The sequence below is a fragment of the Chryseobacterium aahli genome, from assembly GCF_022699665.1.
GTDB classification, from domain to species: domain Bacteria; phylum Bacteroidota; class Bacteroidia; order Flavobacteriales; family Weeksellaceae; genus Chryseobacterium; species Chryseobacterium aahli.
Map to the genome: position 1 here is coordinate 271,029 of NZ_JALDNB010000002.1, position 16,785 is coordinate 287,813.

Annotated in this window: 16 protein-coding genes; 3 read left to right on the top strand and 13 right to left on the bottom strand. The window is 33.9% G+C overall.

The features are described 5' to 3' along the window. Positions 1–109 precede the first annotated feature (109 nt). Positions 110–2,902 carry an excinuclease ABC subunit UvrA gene (uvrA, locus tag MQX03_RS03580; protein WP_242801570.1) on the top strand — a complete coding sequence of 931 codons (2,793 nt, stop codon included), beginning with the start codon at positions 110–112 and terminating at the stop codon, positions 2,900–2,902. A gap of 140 nt (positions 2,903–3,042) precedes the next feature. On the opposite strand, the gene MQX03_RS03585 is transcribed toward uvrA, so the two are convergent. The 6 genes from MQX03_RS03585 to MQX03_RS03610 all read right to left on the bottom strand — a co-directional run bounded on the left by MQX03_RS03585 (position 3,043) and on the right by MQX03_RS03610 (position 7,205). Then, positions 3,043–3,678: an NAD(P)-dependent oxidoreductase gene (locus tag MQX03_RS03585; RefSeq protein ID WP_242801572.1), complete on the bottom strand. Its 636-nt coding sequence runs from the start codon at positions 3,676–3,678 to the stop codon at positions 3,043–3,045. Between the two features lie 508 nt (positions 3,679–4,186). Beyond that, positions 4,187–4,678 (bottom strand): hypothetical protein, encoded by a 492-nt coding sequence (locus tag MQX03_RS03590; RefSeq protein WP_242801573.1) that lies wholly within the window; start codon positions 4,676–4,678, stop codon positions 4,187–4,189. 83 nt (positions 4,679–4,761) lie between these two features. Then, positions 4,762–5,265 (bottom strand): endonuclease V, encoded by a 504-nt coding sequence (locus MQX03_RS03595; protein WP_242801574.1) that lies wholly within the window; start codon positions 5,263–5,265, stop codon positions 4,762–4,764. A gap of 3 nt (positions 5,266–5,268) precedes the next feature. Beyond that, positions 5,269–5,640: a VOC family protein gene (locus MQX03_RS03600; protein WP_242801576.1), complete on the bottom strand. Its 372-nt coding sequence runs from the start codon at positions 5,638–5,640 to the stop codon at positions 5,269–5,271. A 1-nt stretch (position 5,641) separates the two neighbouring features. Beyond that, on the bottom strand, positions 5,642–6,082 hold the full coding sequence (locus MQX03_RS03605) for a GNAT family N-acetyltransferase (RefSeq protein ID WP_242801578.1): 441 nt from the start codon (positions 6,080–6,082) through the stop codon (positions 5,642–5,644). Between the two features lie 67 nt (positions 6,083–6,149). Beyond that, a complete protein-coding gene (locus tag MQX03_RS03610) occupies positions 6,150–7,205 on the bottom strand; it encodes a M28 family metallopeptidase (RefSeq protein ID WP_242801579.1) in 1,056 nt (351 codons plus the stop codon). Between the two features lie 78 nt (positions 7,206–7,283). Here MQX03_RS03610 and MQX03_RS03615 point away from each other — a divergent pair, with 78 nt between their 5' ends. After that, complete coding sequence (locus MQX03_RS03615) at positions 7,284–8,423, top strand: aminotransferase class I/II-fold pyridoxal phosphate-dependent enzyme (RefSeq protein WP_242801581.1); 1,140 nt, start codon at positions 7,284–7,286, stop codon at positions 8,421–8,423. Between the two features lie 89 nt (positions 8,424–8,512). Here MQX03_RS03615 and MQX03_RS03620 read toward each other — a convergent pair whose 3' ends face one another. The 3 genes from MQX03_RS03620 to MQX03_RS03630 form a co-directional block, all read right to left on the bottom strand. Next, positions 8,513–11,248: a sodium-translocating pyrophosphatase gene (locus MQX03_RS03620; RefSeq protein WP_242801582.1), complete on the bottom strand. Its 2,736-nt coding sequence runs from the start codon at positions 11,246–11,248 to the stop codon at positions 8,513–8,515. A 436-nt stretch (positions 11,249–11,684) separates the two neighbouring features. Next, a complete protein-coding gene (locus tag MQX03_RS03625; protein WP_129533703.1) occupies positions 11,685–12,296 on the bottom strand; it encodes an inorganic pyrophosphatase in 612 nt (203 codons plus the stop codon). Positions 12,297–12,319: 23 nt separating this feature from the next. Continuing rightward, positions 12,320–12,832 (bottom strand): DUF7935 family protein, encoded by a 513-nt coding sequence (locus tag MQX03_RS03630; RefSeq protein ID WP_242801583.1) that lies wholly within the window; start codon positions 12,830–12,832, stop codon positions 12,320–12,322. 170 nt (positions 12,833–13,002) lie between these two features. Here MQX03_RS03630 and MQX03_RS03635 point away from each other — a divergent pair, with 170 nt between their 5' ends. Next, positions 13,003–13,785 carry an FkbM family methyltransferase gene (locus MQX03_RS03635; protein ID WP_242801584.1) on the top strand — a complete coding sequence of 261 codons (783 nt, stop codon included), beginning with the start codon at positions 13,003–13,005 and terminating at the stop codon, positions 13,783–13,785. Between the two features lie 15 nt (positions 13,786–13,800). Here the strand turns inward: MQX03_RS03635 and MQX03_RS03640 are convergent, their stop codons facing one another. From MQX03_RS03640 to MQX03_RS03655, 4 genes are all read right to left on the bottom strand, one after another. Then, entirely contained in the window at positions 13,801–14,694 is an 894-nt protein-coding gene (locus tag MQX03_RS03640; RefSeq protein ID WP_242801585.1) for a hypothetical protein, read from the bottom strand. After that, a complete protein-coding gene (gene radC, locus MQX03_RS03645; protein ID WP_242801586.1) occupies positions 14,691–15,368 on the bottom strand; it encodes a RadC family protein in 678 nt (225 codons plus the stop codon). Before radC ends, MQX03_RS03640 begins: the two co-directional genes overlap by 4 nt. A 30-nt stretch (positions 15,369–15,398) precedes the next feature. Then, positions 15,399–15,974 carry a murein L,D-transpeptidase catalytic domain-containing protein gene (locus MQX03_RS03650; protein WP_242801587.1) on the bottom strand — a complete coding sequence of 192 codons (576 nt, stop codon included), beginning with the start codon at positions 15,972–15,974 and terminating at the stop codon, positions 15,399–15,401. Positions 15,975–16,047: 73 nt separating this feature from the next. Next, a complete protein-coding gene (locus MQX03_RS03655) occupies positions 16,048–16,716 on the bottom strand; it encodes an ABC transporter ATP-binding protein (protein WP_129533709.1) in 669 nt (222 codons plus the stop codon). Positions 16,717–16,785: the final 69 nt, after the last annotated feature.

Sequence of the window (16,785 nt, forward strand, 5' to 3'; positions counted from 1 at the left end):
TTTTAGAAGCGAATTTTAAATTTTTATTATGAAATATGCTTTATTTACAGTCTATTTATTTTAATTAAATCCGTCAAAATTTCGTATTTTTGTTGGTCTTAATTTTACTATGGCTCCAATTACAGAAATAGATATAAAAAAACAGGTTTTCGTTAAAAATGCACACCTTAACAACCTGAAGCACATCGATGTATTAATTCCGAAAAATAAATTAATCGTCATCACAGGGGTTTCCGGAAGCGGAAAATCTTCTTTGGCTTTTGACACGATTTATGCTGAGGGACAAAGACGTTATGTGGAAAGTTTGAGTTCTTACGCCCGTCAGTTTTTAGGGAAACTAGAAAAACCTAAAGTTGATGATATCAAAGGTTTAGCACCTTCGATTGCGATTCAGCAGAAAGTGATTTCTTCAAATCCGCGTTCTACGGTAGGAACTTCTACAGAAATTTACGATTATATGAAGCTTCTTTTTGCAAGAATTGGTAGAACTTTTTCTCCTGTTTCCGGCGATGAAGTGAAAAAAGATTCGGTTTCTGATGTGATTGATTACATTAAATCAGCAAAAAGCGACACCTCATTTCTCTTAACCGCTCCTTTGGAATATGATATTGAAAATTTTACTGAAAATTTAAATATTTTAAAGCTTGCAGGTTTCACAAGATTGGAAGTAAACGGAAATGTTGCAGGAATTGAAGATTTGGAAAGCTTCGGGTTTGCGCCTGAAAAAGGAATGGTGATCAATTTGGTCATCGACCGTTTTTCTTATGAAGATGATGAAAGTTTTCTTCAGCGTTTGGCAGATTCCATCCAAATGGCTTTTTACGAAGGTCGTGGATATTGTTCATTAAAGAACATTGAAACAGCAGAAAGTAAAGAGTTCTCTAACAAATTTGAGCTTGACGGATTGGAATTCCTTGAACCAAACGTTCATTTTTTCAGTTTTAATAATCCTTATGGTGCTTGTCCGACCTGTGAAGGTTACGGTAAAGTAATTGGTATTGATGAAGATTTAGTCATTCCAAATAAAGCTTTGTCTGTTTTTGAAGATGCTATCGCTTCATGGAAAGGTGAAACGATGAGCGAATGGAAGAAAGATTTCATTAAAAAAGCGAAAGACTTCCCTATTCATAAGCCTTATCATCAATTAACCAAAGAGCAGAAAAATTACCTTTGGAAAGGTGACGGAAGCAAAACGTTTCCTTCTCTGAATAATTTCTTCGCAATGCTTGAAGAAAATTTATATAAAATCCAATACCGTGTCATGCTTTCCCGTTATCGTGGGAAAACGCTTTGCCCGACTTGTGAAGGCCTTCGTTTGCGTGAAGAAACGACTTGGGTGAAAATTGACGGTCACAATATTCAGTCGATGATTGAGCTTCCTTTGGATGAATTGTCGCCAATGATTAACAGCTTACAATTGTCTCAACATGATAAAGATGTTGCGAAAAGATTATTGTACGAGATCACTACCCGACTTGAGTTTTTACTGAAAGTCGGTTTAGGATATTTATCAATTAACAGAACATCCAATACGCTTTCCGGTGGGGAAAGTCAGAGAATTAACCTTGCCACAAGTTTGGGAAGTTCTTTGGTAGGTTCTATTTATATTTTAGATGAGCCCTCAATCGGCTTACACTCTCGTGATACTGAAAATCTGATTGGAGTTTTAAAAAATCTTCGAGATTTAGGAAATACCGTAATCGTTGTAGAGCATGATGAAGATGTGATGAGAGCCGCAGATTACATTATCGATATTGGCCCGGAAGCGGGTTATTTGGGTGGTGAATTGGTTTTCGCAGGAGATTATAAAGAATTGAAAGATGCAGATACGCTGACTTCAAAATATCTTACAGGAAGATTAGAAATAAAAGTTCCGGAGAAACGCAGAAAAGCAAAAGAATTTATTCATATAAAAGGTGCCAGAACCAATAATCTTAAAAATATTGATGTTGATGTACCTTTAGAAAGTCTGGTGGTGATTTCAGGAGTTTCCGGAAGCGGAAAATCTACTTTGATGAAAGAAATCCTCACGAATGACATTCAGATTCAGCTTGGTATGGGCGGAAAAAAAGGTGATTATGATTCTGTGGAATTCCCGATAAAACTGGTTAAGCATATTGAATTAATCGATCAAAATCCTATCGGAAAATCATCACGTTCCAATCCTGTGACGTATCTGAAAGCGTATGACGATATCAGAGATTTATATTCTAAACAGAAAGTTTCTAAAATGATGGGTTACAAGCCGAAACATTTTTCTTTCAACGTTGATGGCGGAAGATGTGACGAATGTAAAGGTGAAGGGGTGATCAATGTTTCAATGCAGTTTATGGCTGATATCGAACTTGAATGTGAAGTCTGTAAAGGAACACGTTTCAAAAACGAGATTCTTGAAGTGAGATTTGACGAAAAAAACATTTCGGATATTCTTCACATGACGGTTGATGAAGCGCTGACGTTTTTTAAAGATAATAAAGAAGATAAAATCGTCACAAAACTGACTCCGCTTCAAGAAGTTGGCTTAGGATATTTGCAGTTGGGACAAAGCTCGTCTACCCTTTCCGGAGGTGAGGCGCAGCGTGTGAAGTTGGCTTCCTTCCTTGTGAAAGGGGTGACGACTGACAAAACCTTATTTATTTTTGATGAACCTTCAACGGGATTACATTTTCATGATATTCAGAAATTGTTAAAATCGCTTCAGGCTTTAATCGACCTTGGACATTCAGTAATCGTCATTGAACATCAACCCGATATTATGAAATCTGCCGACCACATTATCGACATCGGTCCGGAAGCTGGAAAATACGGCGGAGAAGTAGTTTTCGCCGGAACGCCGGAGGATTTAGCTAAAAATAAAAAATCGCATACAGCAAAATATATTAAAGAAAAGCTGGAACAGTAAAATACAAATAGAGCGTCAATTTGACGCTCTATTTGTATTTGATTTAAACACTAATATCACAAATTTGACAATTACTAAAATTAATGATTTTATATTGTTTTATTTGTGAAAAAATTAGTGAATTTTGGGTTTTAAAAAAATTAAACATTATACAAAAACGGACTTTGTTTAATAAAAGTTTTATCCTCAATCTGAGAAACTAAAAATTCTGACAAATCTGTAGCACTGATTTTCTCACCTTTACAATCTTCTAAATTCGTTTCTGTAGAAAAAGACTCGCAAGTCGGGATGATCAACGGAAGTCTTACCAAAGTCCAATCTAGATTAGAGCTCACAAGAATCTCATATTCATCCTGTTTGTCTTTTGTTATTTTTGGATAATTTTCATACATCCAGTTGGTTGCAATTTTTACCTTATCGTTTTTATGATCAAGTGGAGTATCAACGTTCAGACCTGTAATAGCAATATATCTTGTAATCCCATGTGAATTCATCGACTGTATCACATTTTTTGTAGCATCAGTAAAGATTGATTGTTCACCAACCGGCTGACCAATTTTACTAATCACAGCACTGCAATCTTTGATAAGATTGTCTACCGCCTCAAAATCTCGTGCATCACCTTTTACAATTTCGATCAAAGGATTTTCTAAGGTGAAATTTTCGGGATTTCGAAGTAATAGTTTGATTGGATACCCTTTTTCCAGAAGTTGCTGAACAAGATATTTTCCTGATTTTCCCGTTCCGCCGATTACGGCAATTCTATTTGTTTTCATAATGATTTCTTTATTTGTGGCAATAGCAAAGTCATAAATAGCAATCTGCTTTTACCTTTCAATTTTAATATAATAGATTATTTGGGTTCAGAGAATTTGAACCTTAAAATTTCAAGACATATAAAATGCGCTTGAATAAAATTGTAATATTTATAAAGAGATATTAATGAACCAAATATAGTCTTTTAAAACTGAATATGATAATCATAAAGTAAATTCAAAAGAAATATTGGGAATCATATTTTGAAATGCCCTAAGAAAGCAGATTTTAAACTTATCCACAAAAAAAATGTGGATAAGTTGTTAATTTTAACATTAAATTGTTATTGCGTATTAAAAATATTCTTACATTTACTATGTAATAAAACTGAAATGAAATCAATTTTTGCTCTCTTCGTTTTCGGAATTGCAATTAAATTTGAAATAAATTTAAAGCACAGCATCGTCGGCTGTGCTTTTTTTTTGTTGTCTAATTAAAAAAAATGAGATCTATCTACTGAATCTGCCTCTAAAGGGCAGATTCTTTTTTGTCATCATCTTTCGGTTTAGATTTACCTAAAGGTTTTTCTTTTGAAATCCAAATTCCGGAAACCACATTCTGATCATGATAAACCCAAACACTGATGTATTTTATATCCGGTAATTTCTCTGATTGTACATCAAAAATATACAAATCTAATGGATCAAAGTTTTTGGTATATTTATTCAGATAAGCAGAATTGAAATTAATAACCTTCAATTTGCCATACATTTCAACCGACTTTTTGCATGATTTTTCGATTTCGTTTAAAAAGAATTTTTCAAGTCTTTTACTTAATGTGAATTGATCAAATTTTGTAAAATCACTATTTTCACATTTATTCAAATAAGTATCTATAAAATTCTTGCTAATTTCGAGTCTTTCGTGATTTATCTTTGTATCGCTAATCTTACTATAATATTTCTGCGAAAAAGCAAAAACAGAAAGACACAGACAAGTTGTTGTAATTATTTTCTTCATTTGTATTTATTTTTCACAAAAATAAAATTTAAGACAAATAAATCAAACTTTTTATAAAAATTATAAACCCTAAAATTAAAATATTATTCTTCTCTCGTCAGTTGGTCAAGTTTTTTTAATAAGGTCGGAAATCTAAAATTACCATGCATTTTCTCAACCTTTTTTTGTACTTCATCAACGTCGATTCCGATTGAGGTTAGAAACAAGGGCGTCTTGCTTTCTCCCCGGAAAACTTCCCTCCTCTTTGAATCGGGAGAAGAAAATCCGTTTTTGGCAATTCCAACGACAGGAAATTTTCTGTTCAGGGCCTCAAAAAGATAACCACCCAAACCAATTTTCCCTTCATCATTTAAGGTAACATAACCGTCGACAATGATGATATCATTAGATTTTAATGGAATTTTTTCTAATAAACTTAGAATGCAGGGAAGTTCTCTTTTGTAAAACGCACCGCTTTCGTACTCTGCGGTAATTTTTGTTTTTTCATTAAAGATTTCATTCTCTTGTTCTGAACTCCAGTCTTCAAAAGCTATACAGACGGTCTTTGCAAAGTCTTCGTAGTAATAAGTATCAAATGCGTAAATCATGATTTAATCTCTATTGAAAAACTCTCCAAAATGCCATAAAATACCTGCCGGATCATGAAGAAAACATTCTTTCCCCCAATCCATTGTGCGAATTGGAGATAGCTTTGAGCTTGCATATTTTTCGGGTAAATTGAGTGATAAAAGTTCTTTGTAGAACTCATCAGTATTTTCCACCTCGATGAAAATCATGGTGTTTTCAATCCACTCTTTTGCATAGTAATCCTGAAGATAAAAAGCGATTTCCTCTTTTTTAAACACCGAAAAATTGTTTTCTAGAACTACTTCTTCAAAACCTAAATCTCTGTAAAATGCTCTGCTTTCTTCAAAGTTTTTTGCTCCTATAAATGGTCGGATTGATTTTATATTTTGTTTCATTTTATTTCCTTTTATTTTTCCAATTATCAAAAGTCATTTCAAATTTAATTTCTTTGCCGTGCATTCCAGTTTCTTGCCAGCCAGATTTTCTGTAAAAGATTTCTGCTCTCGTTTTGGGTGATGTACCCAGCCAAACGGTTTCACTTGTTTTAGAGAAATACCAATCGAGCATTACATTGTGTAATTTCCTGCCAATTCCCTTATTTTCAAAATCGGGATGAAGAAATAATGCCCAGATATTATTTTCTTTTAAATCTACAATCGAAAATCCTACAATCAGATTGTCAATTTCGCAAACCCAGCCTTTGCCTCTTACTGTCAGAAATTCTTCGCAATCCTGATTGGTAACCAGATTGGGATCAGACAATGTGTTTTCTTTCACAGCATTTCTTACCATCTGTATCTGTGGAATATCTTCAATATTGGCTTCTCGTATAATCATTTAAATTTAAGTTTAAAAAACCTACAAGAAATTCTTATAGGTTTTTAGTGTAAATATTGAGTTTAAATTATTTTTTATCAACCACAATTCTTGCTTCTCTGTTGGCAATTTCCCAAGCCGTAGCAAAAACCAATTGTGTTCTCTTTTGCAACATAGAATAGTCTATTTTTTCAACGTCGTCCGTTGGTTTATGATAATCTTCATGAATTCCGTCAAAATAAAATGCTACCGGAATATTGTTTTTAGCAAAATTGTAATGATCTGATCTGTAATACAATCTTTGTGGATCTTTCGGGTCATCGTATTTATAATTCAATTCTAAATTGACTGTCTTTTTGTTTGCGGCTTCATTAATAACTTTTAGCTCAGAGCTTAGCATTTCAGATCCAATTACATAAACATAATTTTTGCCTCTGTTTTCAGGATCATCACGGCCAATCATATCGATATTTAAATCAACAACCGTATTCGCTAAAGGAAAAACCGGGTTATCAGAGTAATACTCAGAACCGAAAAGTCCGTGCTCTTCACCGGTTACATGAAGAAATAAGATAGATCTTTTGGGTCCGTTTCCAGCTTTTTTAGCACTTTGAAAAGCTTTTGCGATTTCCATTACGGCAACCGTTCCGCTTCCATCGTCGTCTGCACCATTATAAACAACACCATTTTGTGTTCCTACGTGATCATAATGTGCAGAAACTACGATGATTTCTTCAGGCTTTTCGCTTCCTTCAATAAATGCTAAAATATTTTCTGAATCAGGTAAGTCTTCACCACCTCTTTTTTTCATATATTCCGAAGGAACTTTCTGGTAGTATGAGCCCAAAGTTTTTGGAAATGAGATCCCGAGACTTTTATAATAATTAATCATATACTCTCCCGCTTTCTTCTGACCCGGACTTCCTGTATCTCGACCGCCCATTTCATCTGATGCGATTACATAAAGATTTTTCTTTAAATCTTCAAGCTTAATGTTTTGATAGGCAGATTGAAATGCTTTGTCAGTTTTAGACGAACTTGAACTGGCTGAGTTCGATGTATTTTGACCATTTGTGGCAACTTTAGAAGTTCCACAGCTTGATAAAATAACGATAGACAATATAGGAATCAGAAATTTTTTCATTCGTAAATTATTTTTCTAAAAATAATAAAAATAATTTAACTTTAACTAAGAATCAATTTTATAAATTTGATCAACTAGATGAAAAAAAATTACGGATTTAATGATTTTAAATTTTTCACCGAAATGTCTGAACTTGCTTCAAGACATCAAAGTTATGATTTATCATTAGGCCTACCCGATTTTGAGATTGACCCTCGCTTACGCCTTTATCTCAAAGAATCAGCCGATATCATCAGTCACAGCTATGAATCCCTCTCAGGAAGTCCTTTGCTTATAGAAAATATCATTAAGTTTAATTTAAAAAGAACGAACAGTTTAGCATTAAAAAAAGAGGAAGTTAATATAGTTCCCTGTTCTACTTTTGCTCTTTATACTTCATTAAAATCTATATTGAATCTTGGTGACGAAGTGATTGTGATCCAGCCATCTTACTATACTTATGCTCCGTCTATTGTCCTCAATGGAGGAGTTCCTGTATATTATGATCTTGATAATGATTTTGCTATAAATTGGGGGAAACTTCAAAATTGCATTTCAGAGAAGACAAAAGCAATCATCATTAATTCTCCGCAGAATCCTACAGGAAAAACGTGGACGGCGCCTGATTGGGAACAACTTTATCAGTTGATTAAAAATCAGGAGATTTATTTGATTTCAGAAGAAATTTATGATATTTATTGTTATGATGAAATTGCTTATTACAGTCCGTTTCTTCATTCTGAACTTAAGAAAAGAACATTCTCTATTTTTTCTTTTGGTAAAATGTTTCATGCAACCGGCTGGAAAGTCAGTTATCTTTTAGCATCAGAAGAATTGCTTGATAATTTCAGGTGCCACCAGCAATATATTTCTTACAGTTCAAATGCACCTTGCCAGTATGCCATTGCAAAATATTTAGAGGTTTTTGATCCGTCTGACAATCAAAAAATCATGCAGAATAAAAGAGATATTTTTAATGAAATGATTAAAGATACTTCGCTCCAAATTGAACAAAAATCTGAAGGTGGCTTTTTTCAATTAGTGAATTTCAGAAACGTTTCAAAAACCATGACCGATGTGGAGTTTTCAAAATGGCTGACTGTGGAGAAAAAAGTTTCGTGTCTGCCTCTTTCTGCGTTTTACAATTCAAAACAAGATTCAGATTACATAAGATTTAGTTTTGCTAAAAAAGATGATGTGATTATTCAGGCTTTGGAGCATTTGAGAAAGAATTTATAAAGATTCCCGCAGATCACCCAGATTTTCACAGATAAAAAAACACCGCATATAAATTGCGGTGTTTCATTTTATTTAATTGTTGATTTTAATTATAAAGACAAAACTCTTACATCAATCCTTCTGTTTTTTGCCATACATTCATCGGTGTCATTGGCTTCACAAATAGGATATTGTGAACCGTAACCTTCGGCTTCTACTCTGTCTGCAGCAATTCCCAATTCTAGTAATTTAAGCTTTGCGGTTTGCGCTCTTAGGTTAGATAACTGTTTATTAGCATCTTCACTTCCTGAATTATCTGTGTAGCCTCCCAATTTTATTTTAAGATTTGGATAAGCTGTTAAAATTTCTGCTAAATTCATCAGTTGTGCTTCTGAACCTGCTTTTAAATCACTTGAACCCGTTTCAAAATATAAGTTTTCAATCGTGTACCAAGAATTTGGATCTAAAACTGTCTGCTTGTTATTTTTAATCTGATCATACATTACATAAAGCTGACTTTGATTTCCTAAAGAAATGGTTTTCCCTCCTTTTAGTTTAACTTCCTGGATGGCTCCTGTATTGTAAACAAAATCACCATTTTCGTTAAGCTGACCCATTATTTCTTGTGGGACAACTACAGCGTTCACACCTGCAGTGTTTTGGTTTACTGAATGAACACCTGCCATTCCTGTTAAGCTTTCAATTTTAGCTTGTCGGTTTGCTTCAATTTTATCTTTATGCATTATAGCTAAAGTTGGCGCAATCACTAATGAAACAATTGACATTAATTTAATTAAAATGTTCATCGATGGTCCTGAAGTATCTTTAAAAGGATCTCCTACTGTGTCTCCAGTTACAGACGCCTTATGTGGTTCTGAACCTTTGTAGTATGTCTCTCCATTGATTTTAGCACCTTTTTCAAATGATTTTTTGGCATTATCCCAAGCACCACCTGCATTATTTTGGAACATTCCCATTAAGACTCCACAAACTGTTGCTCCGGCTAAAAATCCACCTAAAACTTCAGGCCCAAAAATGAAACCTATCAAAAGTGGTGAAATAATCGCAATCGCTCCGGGAAGCATCATTTTTCTGAGTGATGCTTCTGTAGAAATAGCCACACATTTTTCGTATTCGGGTTCAGCTTTTCCTTCTAAAATTCCTGGTATTTCTCTGAATTGTCTTCTTACTTCTTCTACCATTGCCATTGCAGCTTGTCCGACTGCTGTAATTGCCAATGATGAAAAGATAAACGGAATCATTCCACCGACGAATAATCCTGCGAGAACGTCTGCCCTGTAGATATCAATGCCATCAATTCCTGCAATGCCTACAAAAGCTGCGAATAAAGCTAAAGCTGTCAATGCTGCTGAAGCAATGGCAAAACCTTTTCCTGTGGCTGCAGTTGTATTTCCTACGGCATCTAAAATATCTGTTTTCTCACGAACTTCTTTTGGTAATTCGCTCATTTCGGCTATTCCTCCGGCATTGTCGGCAATTGGTCCGAATGCATCAATTGCTAGCTGCATTGCTGTTGTAGCCATCATCCCGGCAGCTGCGATTGCAACTCCATATAATCCGGCACACAAATATGAACCATAAATTCCTCCCGCCAAAACAATGATAGGTAAAAAAGTAGATTCCATTCCCACGGCAAGTCCGCCGATGATATTGGTAGCATGACCTGTAGAAGACTGTTTAACAATACTTTTAACCGGTCTTTTGCCCATTGCAGTATAGTATTCTGTAATGATACTCATCAATGTACCAACAACCAAACCAACTATGATCGCTCCGAATACTCCCATTTTGGTAAATTCTAAACCACGTAAAACCATGGTTTCAGGTAATAAATAATTAACCAAGAAATAAGATGAGATTGCCGTGATAACAATACTTCCCCAGTTTCCAAGGTTTAAAGCATTCTGAACACTTGATGTAGAAGAATCTTCATCATCATTAATTTTAACGAATAGCGTTCCGATCATTGAAAATATAATTCCTGTTCCTGCGATCAACATCGGTAAAAGAATTGGTGCAAAACCTCCGAACGCATCTTCAGACATCGTTTCACGTCCTAAAACCATGGTCGCTAAAACTGTCGCAACATAAGAACCGAATAAATCGGCACCCATTCCGGCAACATCTCCTACATTATCCCCGACATTATCGGCAATAGTTGCCGGATTTCGAGGATCATCTTCAGGGATTCCTGCTTCCACTTTTCCTACTAAATCAGCTCCAACGTCGGCTGCTTTTGTGTAGATTCCACCTCCAACTCTTGCAAAAAGAGCGATTGATTCTGCACCCAAAGAGAATCCGGTTAGGATTTCGATGGTTCTCTCCATTTCATGAGAATCAACCATTGCGTCGGGAGCGAAGATCTGTTTAATAATTAAATAGAGCGAACCCAAACCTAAAACGGCTAATCCGGCAACTCCCATTCCCATCACCGAACCTCCGGCAAAAGAAACCTTCAATGCTTTCGATAGTGAAGTTTTTGCGGCTTCTGCGGTTCTTACATTCGCTTTTGTTGCGATTTTCATCCCGATAAATCCTGCCAATGCAGAAAATACGGCACCAATCACAAAAGCAATACTGATGCTCCAGTGAGAATTTGAATTCGTCGTTCCCATGACAGCCAGAAGAATGGCGACAATGACGACGAAGTAAGCTAAGATTTTGTATTCGGCTTTCAGAAAAGCCATTGCGCCGTCAGCGATGTGTCCGCTAATGACTTTCATTCGTTCATTTCCTGCGTTTTGCTTGGTTACCCAATTGCTTTGGAGAAATGTGTAGAGTAATGCGATAACACCAAAAATTGGCACTAAATAAAATAGATCCATAGTTTAATATTTTTTTGGTAATAGAATAATAAATATACCAAATAAATCTATTCATAAAATTAAAAATGATGTAAATTCCTTAAAAGTCTATAAATCAGGTTGAGGAGTTGTGAAAAAAATTTTAATAATAATCAGGAAAAAGGCGAATTTTCATTTGTGGAAATCCTTCTTACCCGTAGAATTGCACACGCCCCTCTGAGTGGAGCCCTTTTTTCTTGCATTGCGATTGTGAAAAATGTGTAGTAGATGACTTCGCTATGTTCGCAATGAAAGAAAAAAAAGCGGGAATCCTTCGACTTCGCTCAGGATAAACTACGGGCGGAAAAAGACGCAAAAAAAATATTACTGTTAATCTATAATTGATTATTGAAAAATCGAGACAAAAAAAAGAGCAAATGAAATCCATTTACTCTTTTAACTTATCATTTAGAGAATTTTATCCTCCGAACTTGCTTGCGTAATCGTTTTGAGAAGCGATAATCACTTTTCTAGCGTGTTCTGCTCCGTAAACTTCCTGGATTCTACATTTTGCAGGCTCGTCCGGAAGGTTTTTATACGTTAAAAAGTAATGCATTAGTCTTTTTACTTCAGCTTCTGGAAGTTCAGCGATATCTCTGAAATGTCCGAAAGCGTGGTCGCTTACCATAACTGCAACGATTTTATCATCAGCTTCACCACCGTCAATCATTTTGAAACCACCGATTGGAATAGCTTCCATCAATAAACCACCAGAATGAATATTGTGAGAACTCAAAACACAGATATCCAAAGGGTCATGATCTCCCATTGTAACGTCATCTGCTCCACTTTCTACAGCTAATTTCATCACTTCTTCATTACAGTACGTTCTTGGAACGAAACCGTATAATGCAGGAATGATGTTTGAGAATTTCTGAGGTCTGTCAACCTTTAAATATCCTGTAGCTTTATCAATTTCATATTTAATCGTATCTGAAGGAACAATTTCCACGAAAACGTTGACAACGTTTGGCGCATCTTCTCCTGCAGAAATCCCATGCCACGGATGTGCTTTAAAATTTGGAATCATTTATTTATCTTTATTTTTATAGTTTAAGCAATTATTAAAATTTCTCTTCTCAAATCTTCAATGGTTGCCCCGATGTAATCATCTCCATTCATATAATTCATGATGAAAACGGTTTTAAATTCATTAAGATTAGGGTTGTTATTCAAACTTTCGTAAGTTTTGTGAAGCAAATCTATGATAGCGATTTTAGAATCAAAAATATTCTGCCATGAATTTTTCGTTAAGTATAATTGTTGAGACGAATTGTATTCAAACTCTTCATTGATGGTACGTTCTGTTAAAAAAACAAACTCGTGAGCCGCTAAATCTTTATCAAATTTCTGAATTAGATTAGAGGGTTTCATTCGCTCTAAAAAAAGCGTCATTCTTTCGTAAGAATGGGTTTTATTTTCAGAATTTGATTTTACAGAAAGTAACTTGATTTCCTGATTTTTTAGATTGATGTACGTATAAACAAATTGTCTGAGCAAAACCAAAAACGGAATCGCCACAATCAATGCAAATGCATACGGTAAATAGTCTGAAAAATTTGTCATAATTTGAGGAAGCAAAATTACTAAATATTTGTTATTTAACCACCATTTTAATAAGTTTTAATAAATGCAGTTGAGTCAGCGGTTTAAAGTAAACATGCAACGGGTAAAATTATAATTATTAAGAATAAAATTTAACTAAATTTACAGCTGTATTACGCAAAATCATAGAAATGTCTCTTAATAATTATATCTCAAAATTAGCTTTCACCTCAAAAATTACCAACAGTTTAAAATCGTGGATTTCACTGATTATAAATTCTAAGAGATACAGTTCAAGATTTAAAAAGAAGAGTTTAGATTTAAATAACAATGAAACTTTTGTTTATCATTTAAAAGTTGCAAAAAAAAGTTTCGCTTTCTATCTAAGAACTTTTAAGGGTGATATTGATATTTTCTACGAAGTTTTCTGGAAAAAAACCTACGCTGAACATCTTTCAATTTTAAAGGAAGAACCTAAAATAATTGTTGATTTGGGAGCTCACATTGGAATTACATCGACCTACTTATCTTTAAAATATCCTGATGCGAAAATATATGCAGTAGAAGCTTCTACAGAAAATTTCGAACTGCTTAAAAACAATACGAAATCCTTTAAAAATATAGAATGTATTCATGCCGCAGCATACTTTGAAGATGGGTTTGTCAATTTTTCAAGAAATGAATTATCTTACAATCAGAGAATTTCTGAAACTGGTATTTCAACAAAAGCAGTTTCTATTCAAAGTCTGAAAGAAACTTATAATCTATCAAATATTGATCTAATGAAAATCGATATTGAAGGTGGGGAGATTGATTTGTTGAGTAAAAATAATTCGTGGCTATCCAGCGTTGAAAATATCATTATAGAAATTCACAATCCCTATACCGCATCAGATTTAGAAAAAGATCTGAAACCTTTTGGTTTTAAAATAATGCGTGATGAACATTTTGTTTTTACAGCGGTAAAAGGCTAAAATATTTAAAAAAGATTACCCGATTTTTAAAATATTTTTAAGTAAGTCTTTTTTGGAATTGCTTAGGACAGGATACGTTTTCAAAATTGGGCGAAAACCGGTGAAAAATTCTTCAATGGAGGGAATTTCGCTTCCTTCAAAATCAAATGTTTTAGAATCAATATTTTTAGAAATAATATAATCTATTAAAAAAGATGATCCAGATAGTTTTACTGATTTTTTATCATTAAAAGTTCCAAGTAATGCAACTGTACTTTCGTTACTGTACAATGCCAAAGCATTAATAATTTTCTTTCGGTAGATAAAAACAACTATTTCCAAAAGTTTTGCTTTTTCTAATTCTGAAAATATTTTCATGAATTTCTTTTTATCATTCTCATCTTTAGCACCCAGTGAATTTTCAGTGATAAAGTTTTCGGCATCTTTGAAATTTATTTTTTGAATCTCTGAATTTTCAAGAATTTCAGTATCTAATCTTAATTTTCTTTTCCGTTTAGGCGAATATCTTTGCCTTACCAATTCATAGTTTTCGGGATTGATAAGATAATTTTTTCTTCTTTTTAAAGTTTGAGTAAATTGATTAGAATCATTGAAAGCGTAATACCAAATTCTATATTTGTTTTCAAAAAAATCTAAAAACTGGTCATTAATAAATACTTCGTCATTCTTTGAAAAAATTCCAAGTTGTTGACAAAGTTTTGGATTAATTATAAATTTCAGCCCCAATTTTTTGATATAAGGAACCGGCATCACCGCTTCATAATCATTATAAACCAGCAATTCCCATTTTTTTTCTGAAGTAATATCTAAGAAATTTTTTGTTGCAGAGTATTTTCGTTGTTCAGAATTTTCTAAGCAATTGGTATATTTTTCAAAATCTATTTCGTTGTATTTCAGTCTTCTAATCATAATATGCCTTCGTCTGCGAAACTTAGATAAGAATTTTGGGTTATGATGAGATGATCAAGAAGCTGAATGTTCATGAGATTTCCTGCTTCCTTTATCTTTTTTGTGATACTGATATCTTCAGCACTTGGTTTTACATTGCCTGAAGGATGATTATGTGAAATGATAATTCCCGTAGCAAAATGTTCTAAGGCTGTTTTAAAAACAATACGAATATCCACAATTGATTGGTTGATTCCGCCTTGTGTGAGCTGTGAAATATGGATAACTTTGTTGCTCTGATTTAGAAAAACTGCCCAAAACTCTTCTGTTCTGAGGTCTGCCAAATGAAGTTTCAAAATCTGATAAGCATCTTTACTGCTTGAGATCTGAGGTTTTTCGGGAATTTCCTGTGAAGCTCTTCGTCTTCCTATTTCTAAAGCAGTTGCGATAGAAATTGCTTTTACTTCGCCTACTCCTTTAAATTTAGTTAGATCTTTTATCGTCAATAAACTCAGTTGGTGCCAATTATTATCAACCGATGCCAAAATTTTTCTGGACAACTCCACTGCCGTTTCATCTCTGCTTCCGCTGCCCATGATGATTGCCAAAAGTTCAGAATCAGAAAGTGAATTTTTACCTTTTAGTAAAAACTTTTCTCTGGGTCTGTCATCTTCGGCAAGAAATTTTATAGACATGATTTAGGTTGTAGATATTAATTTTTAGGTTTAATAAAACGCAAATAAAATAATTGGCTTTTTTGATTGGTCAATATATTTTGCAGTTTGATTAAAGGCAATTTTTGATAACATGGGACAGCCAAGACTTAAACAAGCTAAATTTTCAGATTCCTGATTTGGAATGCAATCAAAAGAATGAAGAACGATGGCACGTTGCATTGCATTATTATTGGTAGAATCAAGACCTTGTAATCTGTAAGCTTTGCCAAACTTGCCTACATAACTTTCACGGATTTCATATTTTCCCAAAGAAGATTGATAAGAGCCTTCTACATTAGAAAATTTCAAATCATTTGATCTGGATATTACAGAACCAGAACCGTGAGAAACAATTGCTTTCTGCAAAAATTTATCATTCTTTAAATCGTAAACAAAGTATCTGTATTTTCCGGAATGCGTTTTGAAATTAATAAAAACGGCAATTTCCTGGTTGTAATTTTTTCCTTTCAGAAAATCTTTAATTTCTGATATTTTTGTTGCCGGCAAAACCAACTGACTCTGTTGAGATTGGGTTTTGGAACATGAAATAATAAAAAGAAACAAGAAAATAAATTGTTTCATCATCAGAAATTGTGTTTAATTTTTTACAAATTTATGTAGTATTTAAAGCTATCAGCAAAAGCTAATTGTAATAAACTTATTCTATAATCAGTCCGTCTTTCATGACCAATTTTCGGTCTGTGATTTCAGCTAAATTGGGATTATGTGTTACAATTACAAAAGTCTGGTTATATTTATCTCTCAAATCAAAAAACAATCTGTGTAAATCGTCAGCGTTTTTTGAGTCTAAATTTCCCGTCGGCTCATCCGCGTAAATAATTTTAGGAGAATTGATTAAAGCTCTTGCCACAGCTACTCTTTGCGCTTCACCACCCGACAACTGATTCGGTTTGTGATGAAGTCTTTGAGCAATTTTCAAATCTTCAAATAAATCATACGCTTTTTCAATCGCTTCCTTTTCATTGGCTCCTGCAATTTTTGTTGGAATTAAAACATTCTCCAATGCTGTAAATTCCGGAAGAAGCTGATGAAACTGAAATACAAAACCTATGTTCTGATTTCTGAACCTCGAAATCTGCTTATCACTCATGTTGATAAATGATTCTCCATTGAGCTCAATTTCTGTATGATAGTTTTTAGGGTTTGAAGGGCTGTCTAAAGTTCCTAAAATCTGTAAAAGTGTAGATTTTCCGGCTCCGGATTCTCCAACAATCGAAACAACTTCACCCGCTTTGATGTGAAGGTCTACCCCTTTTAAAACTTCCAGATTACCATAAGATTTATGGATATTACTTGCTCTAATCATGCTTCAAAAATAGTGATTTTTTTTTTGCTTTTAGCTTCTTGTGATCAGCTTTTAGTATCATTGATTTAA

Coding starts and splice junctions, on each gene's coding strand:
- uvrA (WP_242801570.1), top strand. CDS start 110: ATGGCTCCAATTACAGAAATAGATATAAAAAAACAGGTTTTCGTTAAA.
- MQX03_RS03585 (WP_242801572.1), bottom strand. CDS start 3,678: ATGAAAACAAATAGAATTGCCGTAATCGGCGGAACGGGAAAATCAGGA.
- MQX03_RS03590 (WP_242801573.1), bottom strand. CDS start 4,678: ATGAAGAAAATAATTACAACAACTTGTCTGTGTCTTTCTGTTTTTGCT.
- MQX03_RS03595 (WP_242801574.1), bottom strand. CDS start 5,265: ATGATTTACGCATTTGATACTTATTACTACGAAGACTTTGCAAAGACC.
- MQX03_RS03600 (WP_242801576.1), bottom strand. CDS start 5,640: ATGAAACAAAATATAAAATCAATCCGACCATTTATAGGAGCAAAAAAC.
- MQX03_RS03605 (WP_242801578.1), bottom strand. CDS start 6,082: ATGATTATACGAGAAGCCAATATTGAAGATATTCCACAGATACAGATG.
- MQX03_RS03610 (WP_242801579.1), bottom strand. CDS start 7,205: ATGAAAAAATTTCTGATTCCTATATTGTCTATCGTTATTTTATCAAGC.
- MQX03_RS03615 (WP_242801581.1), top strand. CDS start 7,284: ATGAAAAAAAATTACGGATTTAATGATTTTAAATTTTTCACCGAAATG.
- MQX03_RS03620 (WP_242801582.1), bottom strand. CDS start 11,248: ATGGATCTATTTTATTTAGTGCCAATTTTTGGTGTTATCGCATTACTC.
- MQX03_RS03625 (WP_129533703.1), bottom strand. CDS start 12,296: ATGATTCCAAATTTTAAAGCACATCCGTGGCATGGGATTTCTGCAGGA.
- MQX03_RS03630 (WP_242801583.1), bottom strand. CDS start 12,832: ATGACAAATTTTTCAGACTATTTACCGTATGCATTTGCATTGATTGTG.
- MQX03_RS03635 (WP_242801584.1), top strand. CDS start 13,003: ATGTCTCTTAATAATTATATCTCAAAATTAGCTTTCACCTCAAAAATT.
- MQX03_RS03640 (WP_242801585.1), bottom strand. CDS start 14,694: ATGATTAGAAGACTGAAATACAACGAAATAGATTTTGAAAAATATACC.
- radC (WP_242801586.1), bottom strand. CDS start 15,368: ATGTCTATAAAATTTCTTGCCGAAGATGACAGACCCAGAGAAAAGTTT.
- MQX03_RS03650 (WP_242801587.1), bottom strand. CDS start 15,974: ATGATGAAACAATTTATTTTCTTGTTTCTTTTTATTATTTCATGTTCC.
- MQX03_RS03655 (WP_129533709.1), bottom strand. CDS start 16,716: ATGATTAGAGCAAGTAATATCCATAAATCTTATGGTAATCTGGAAGTT.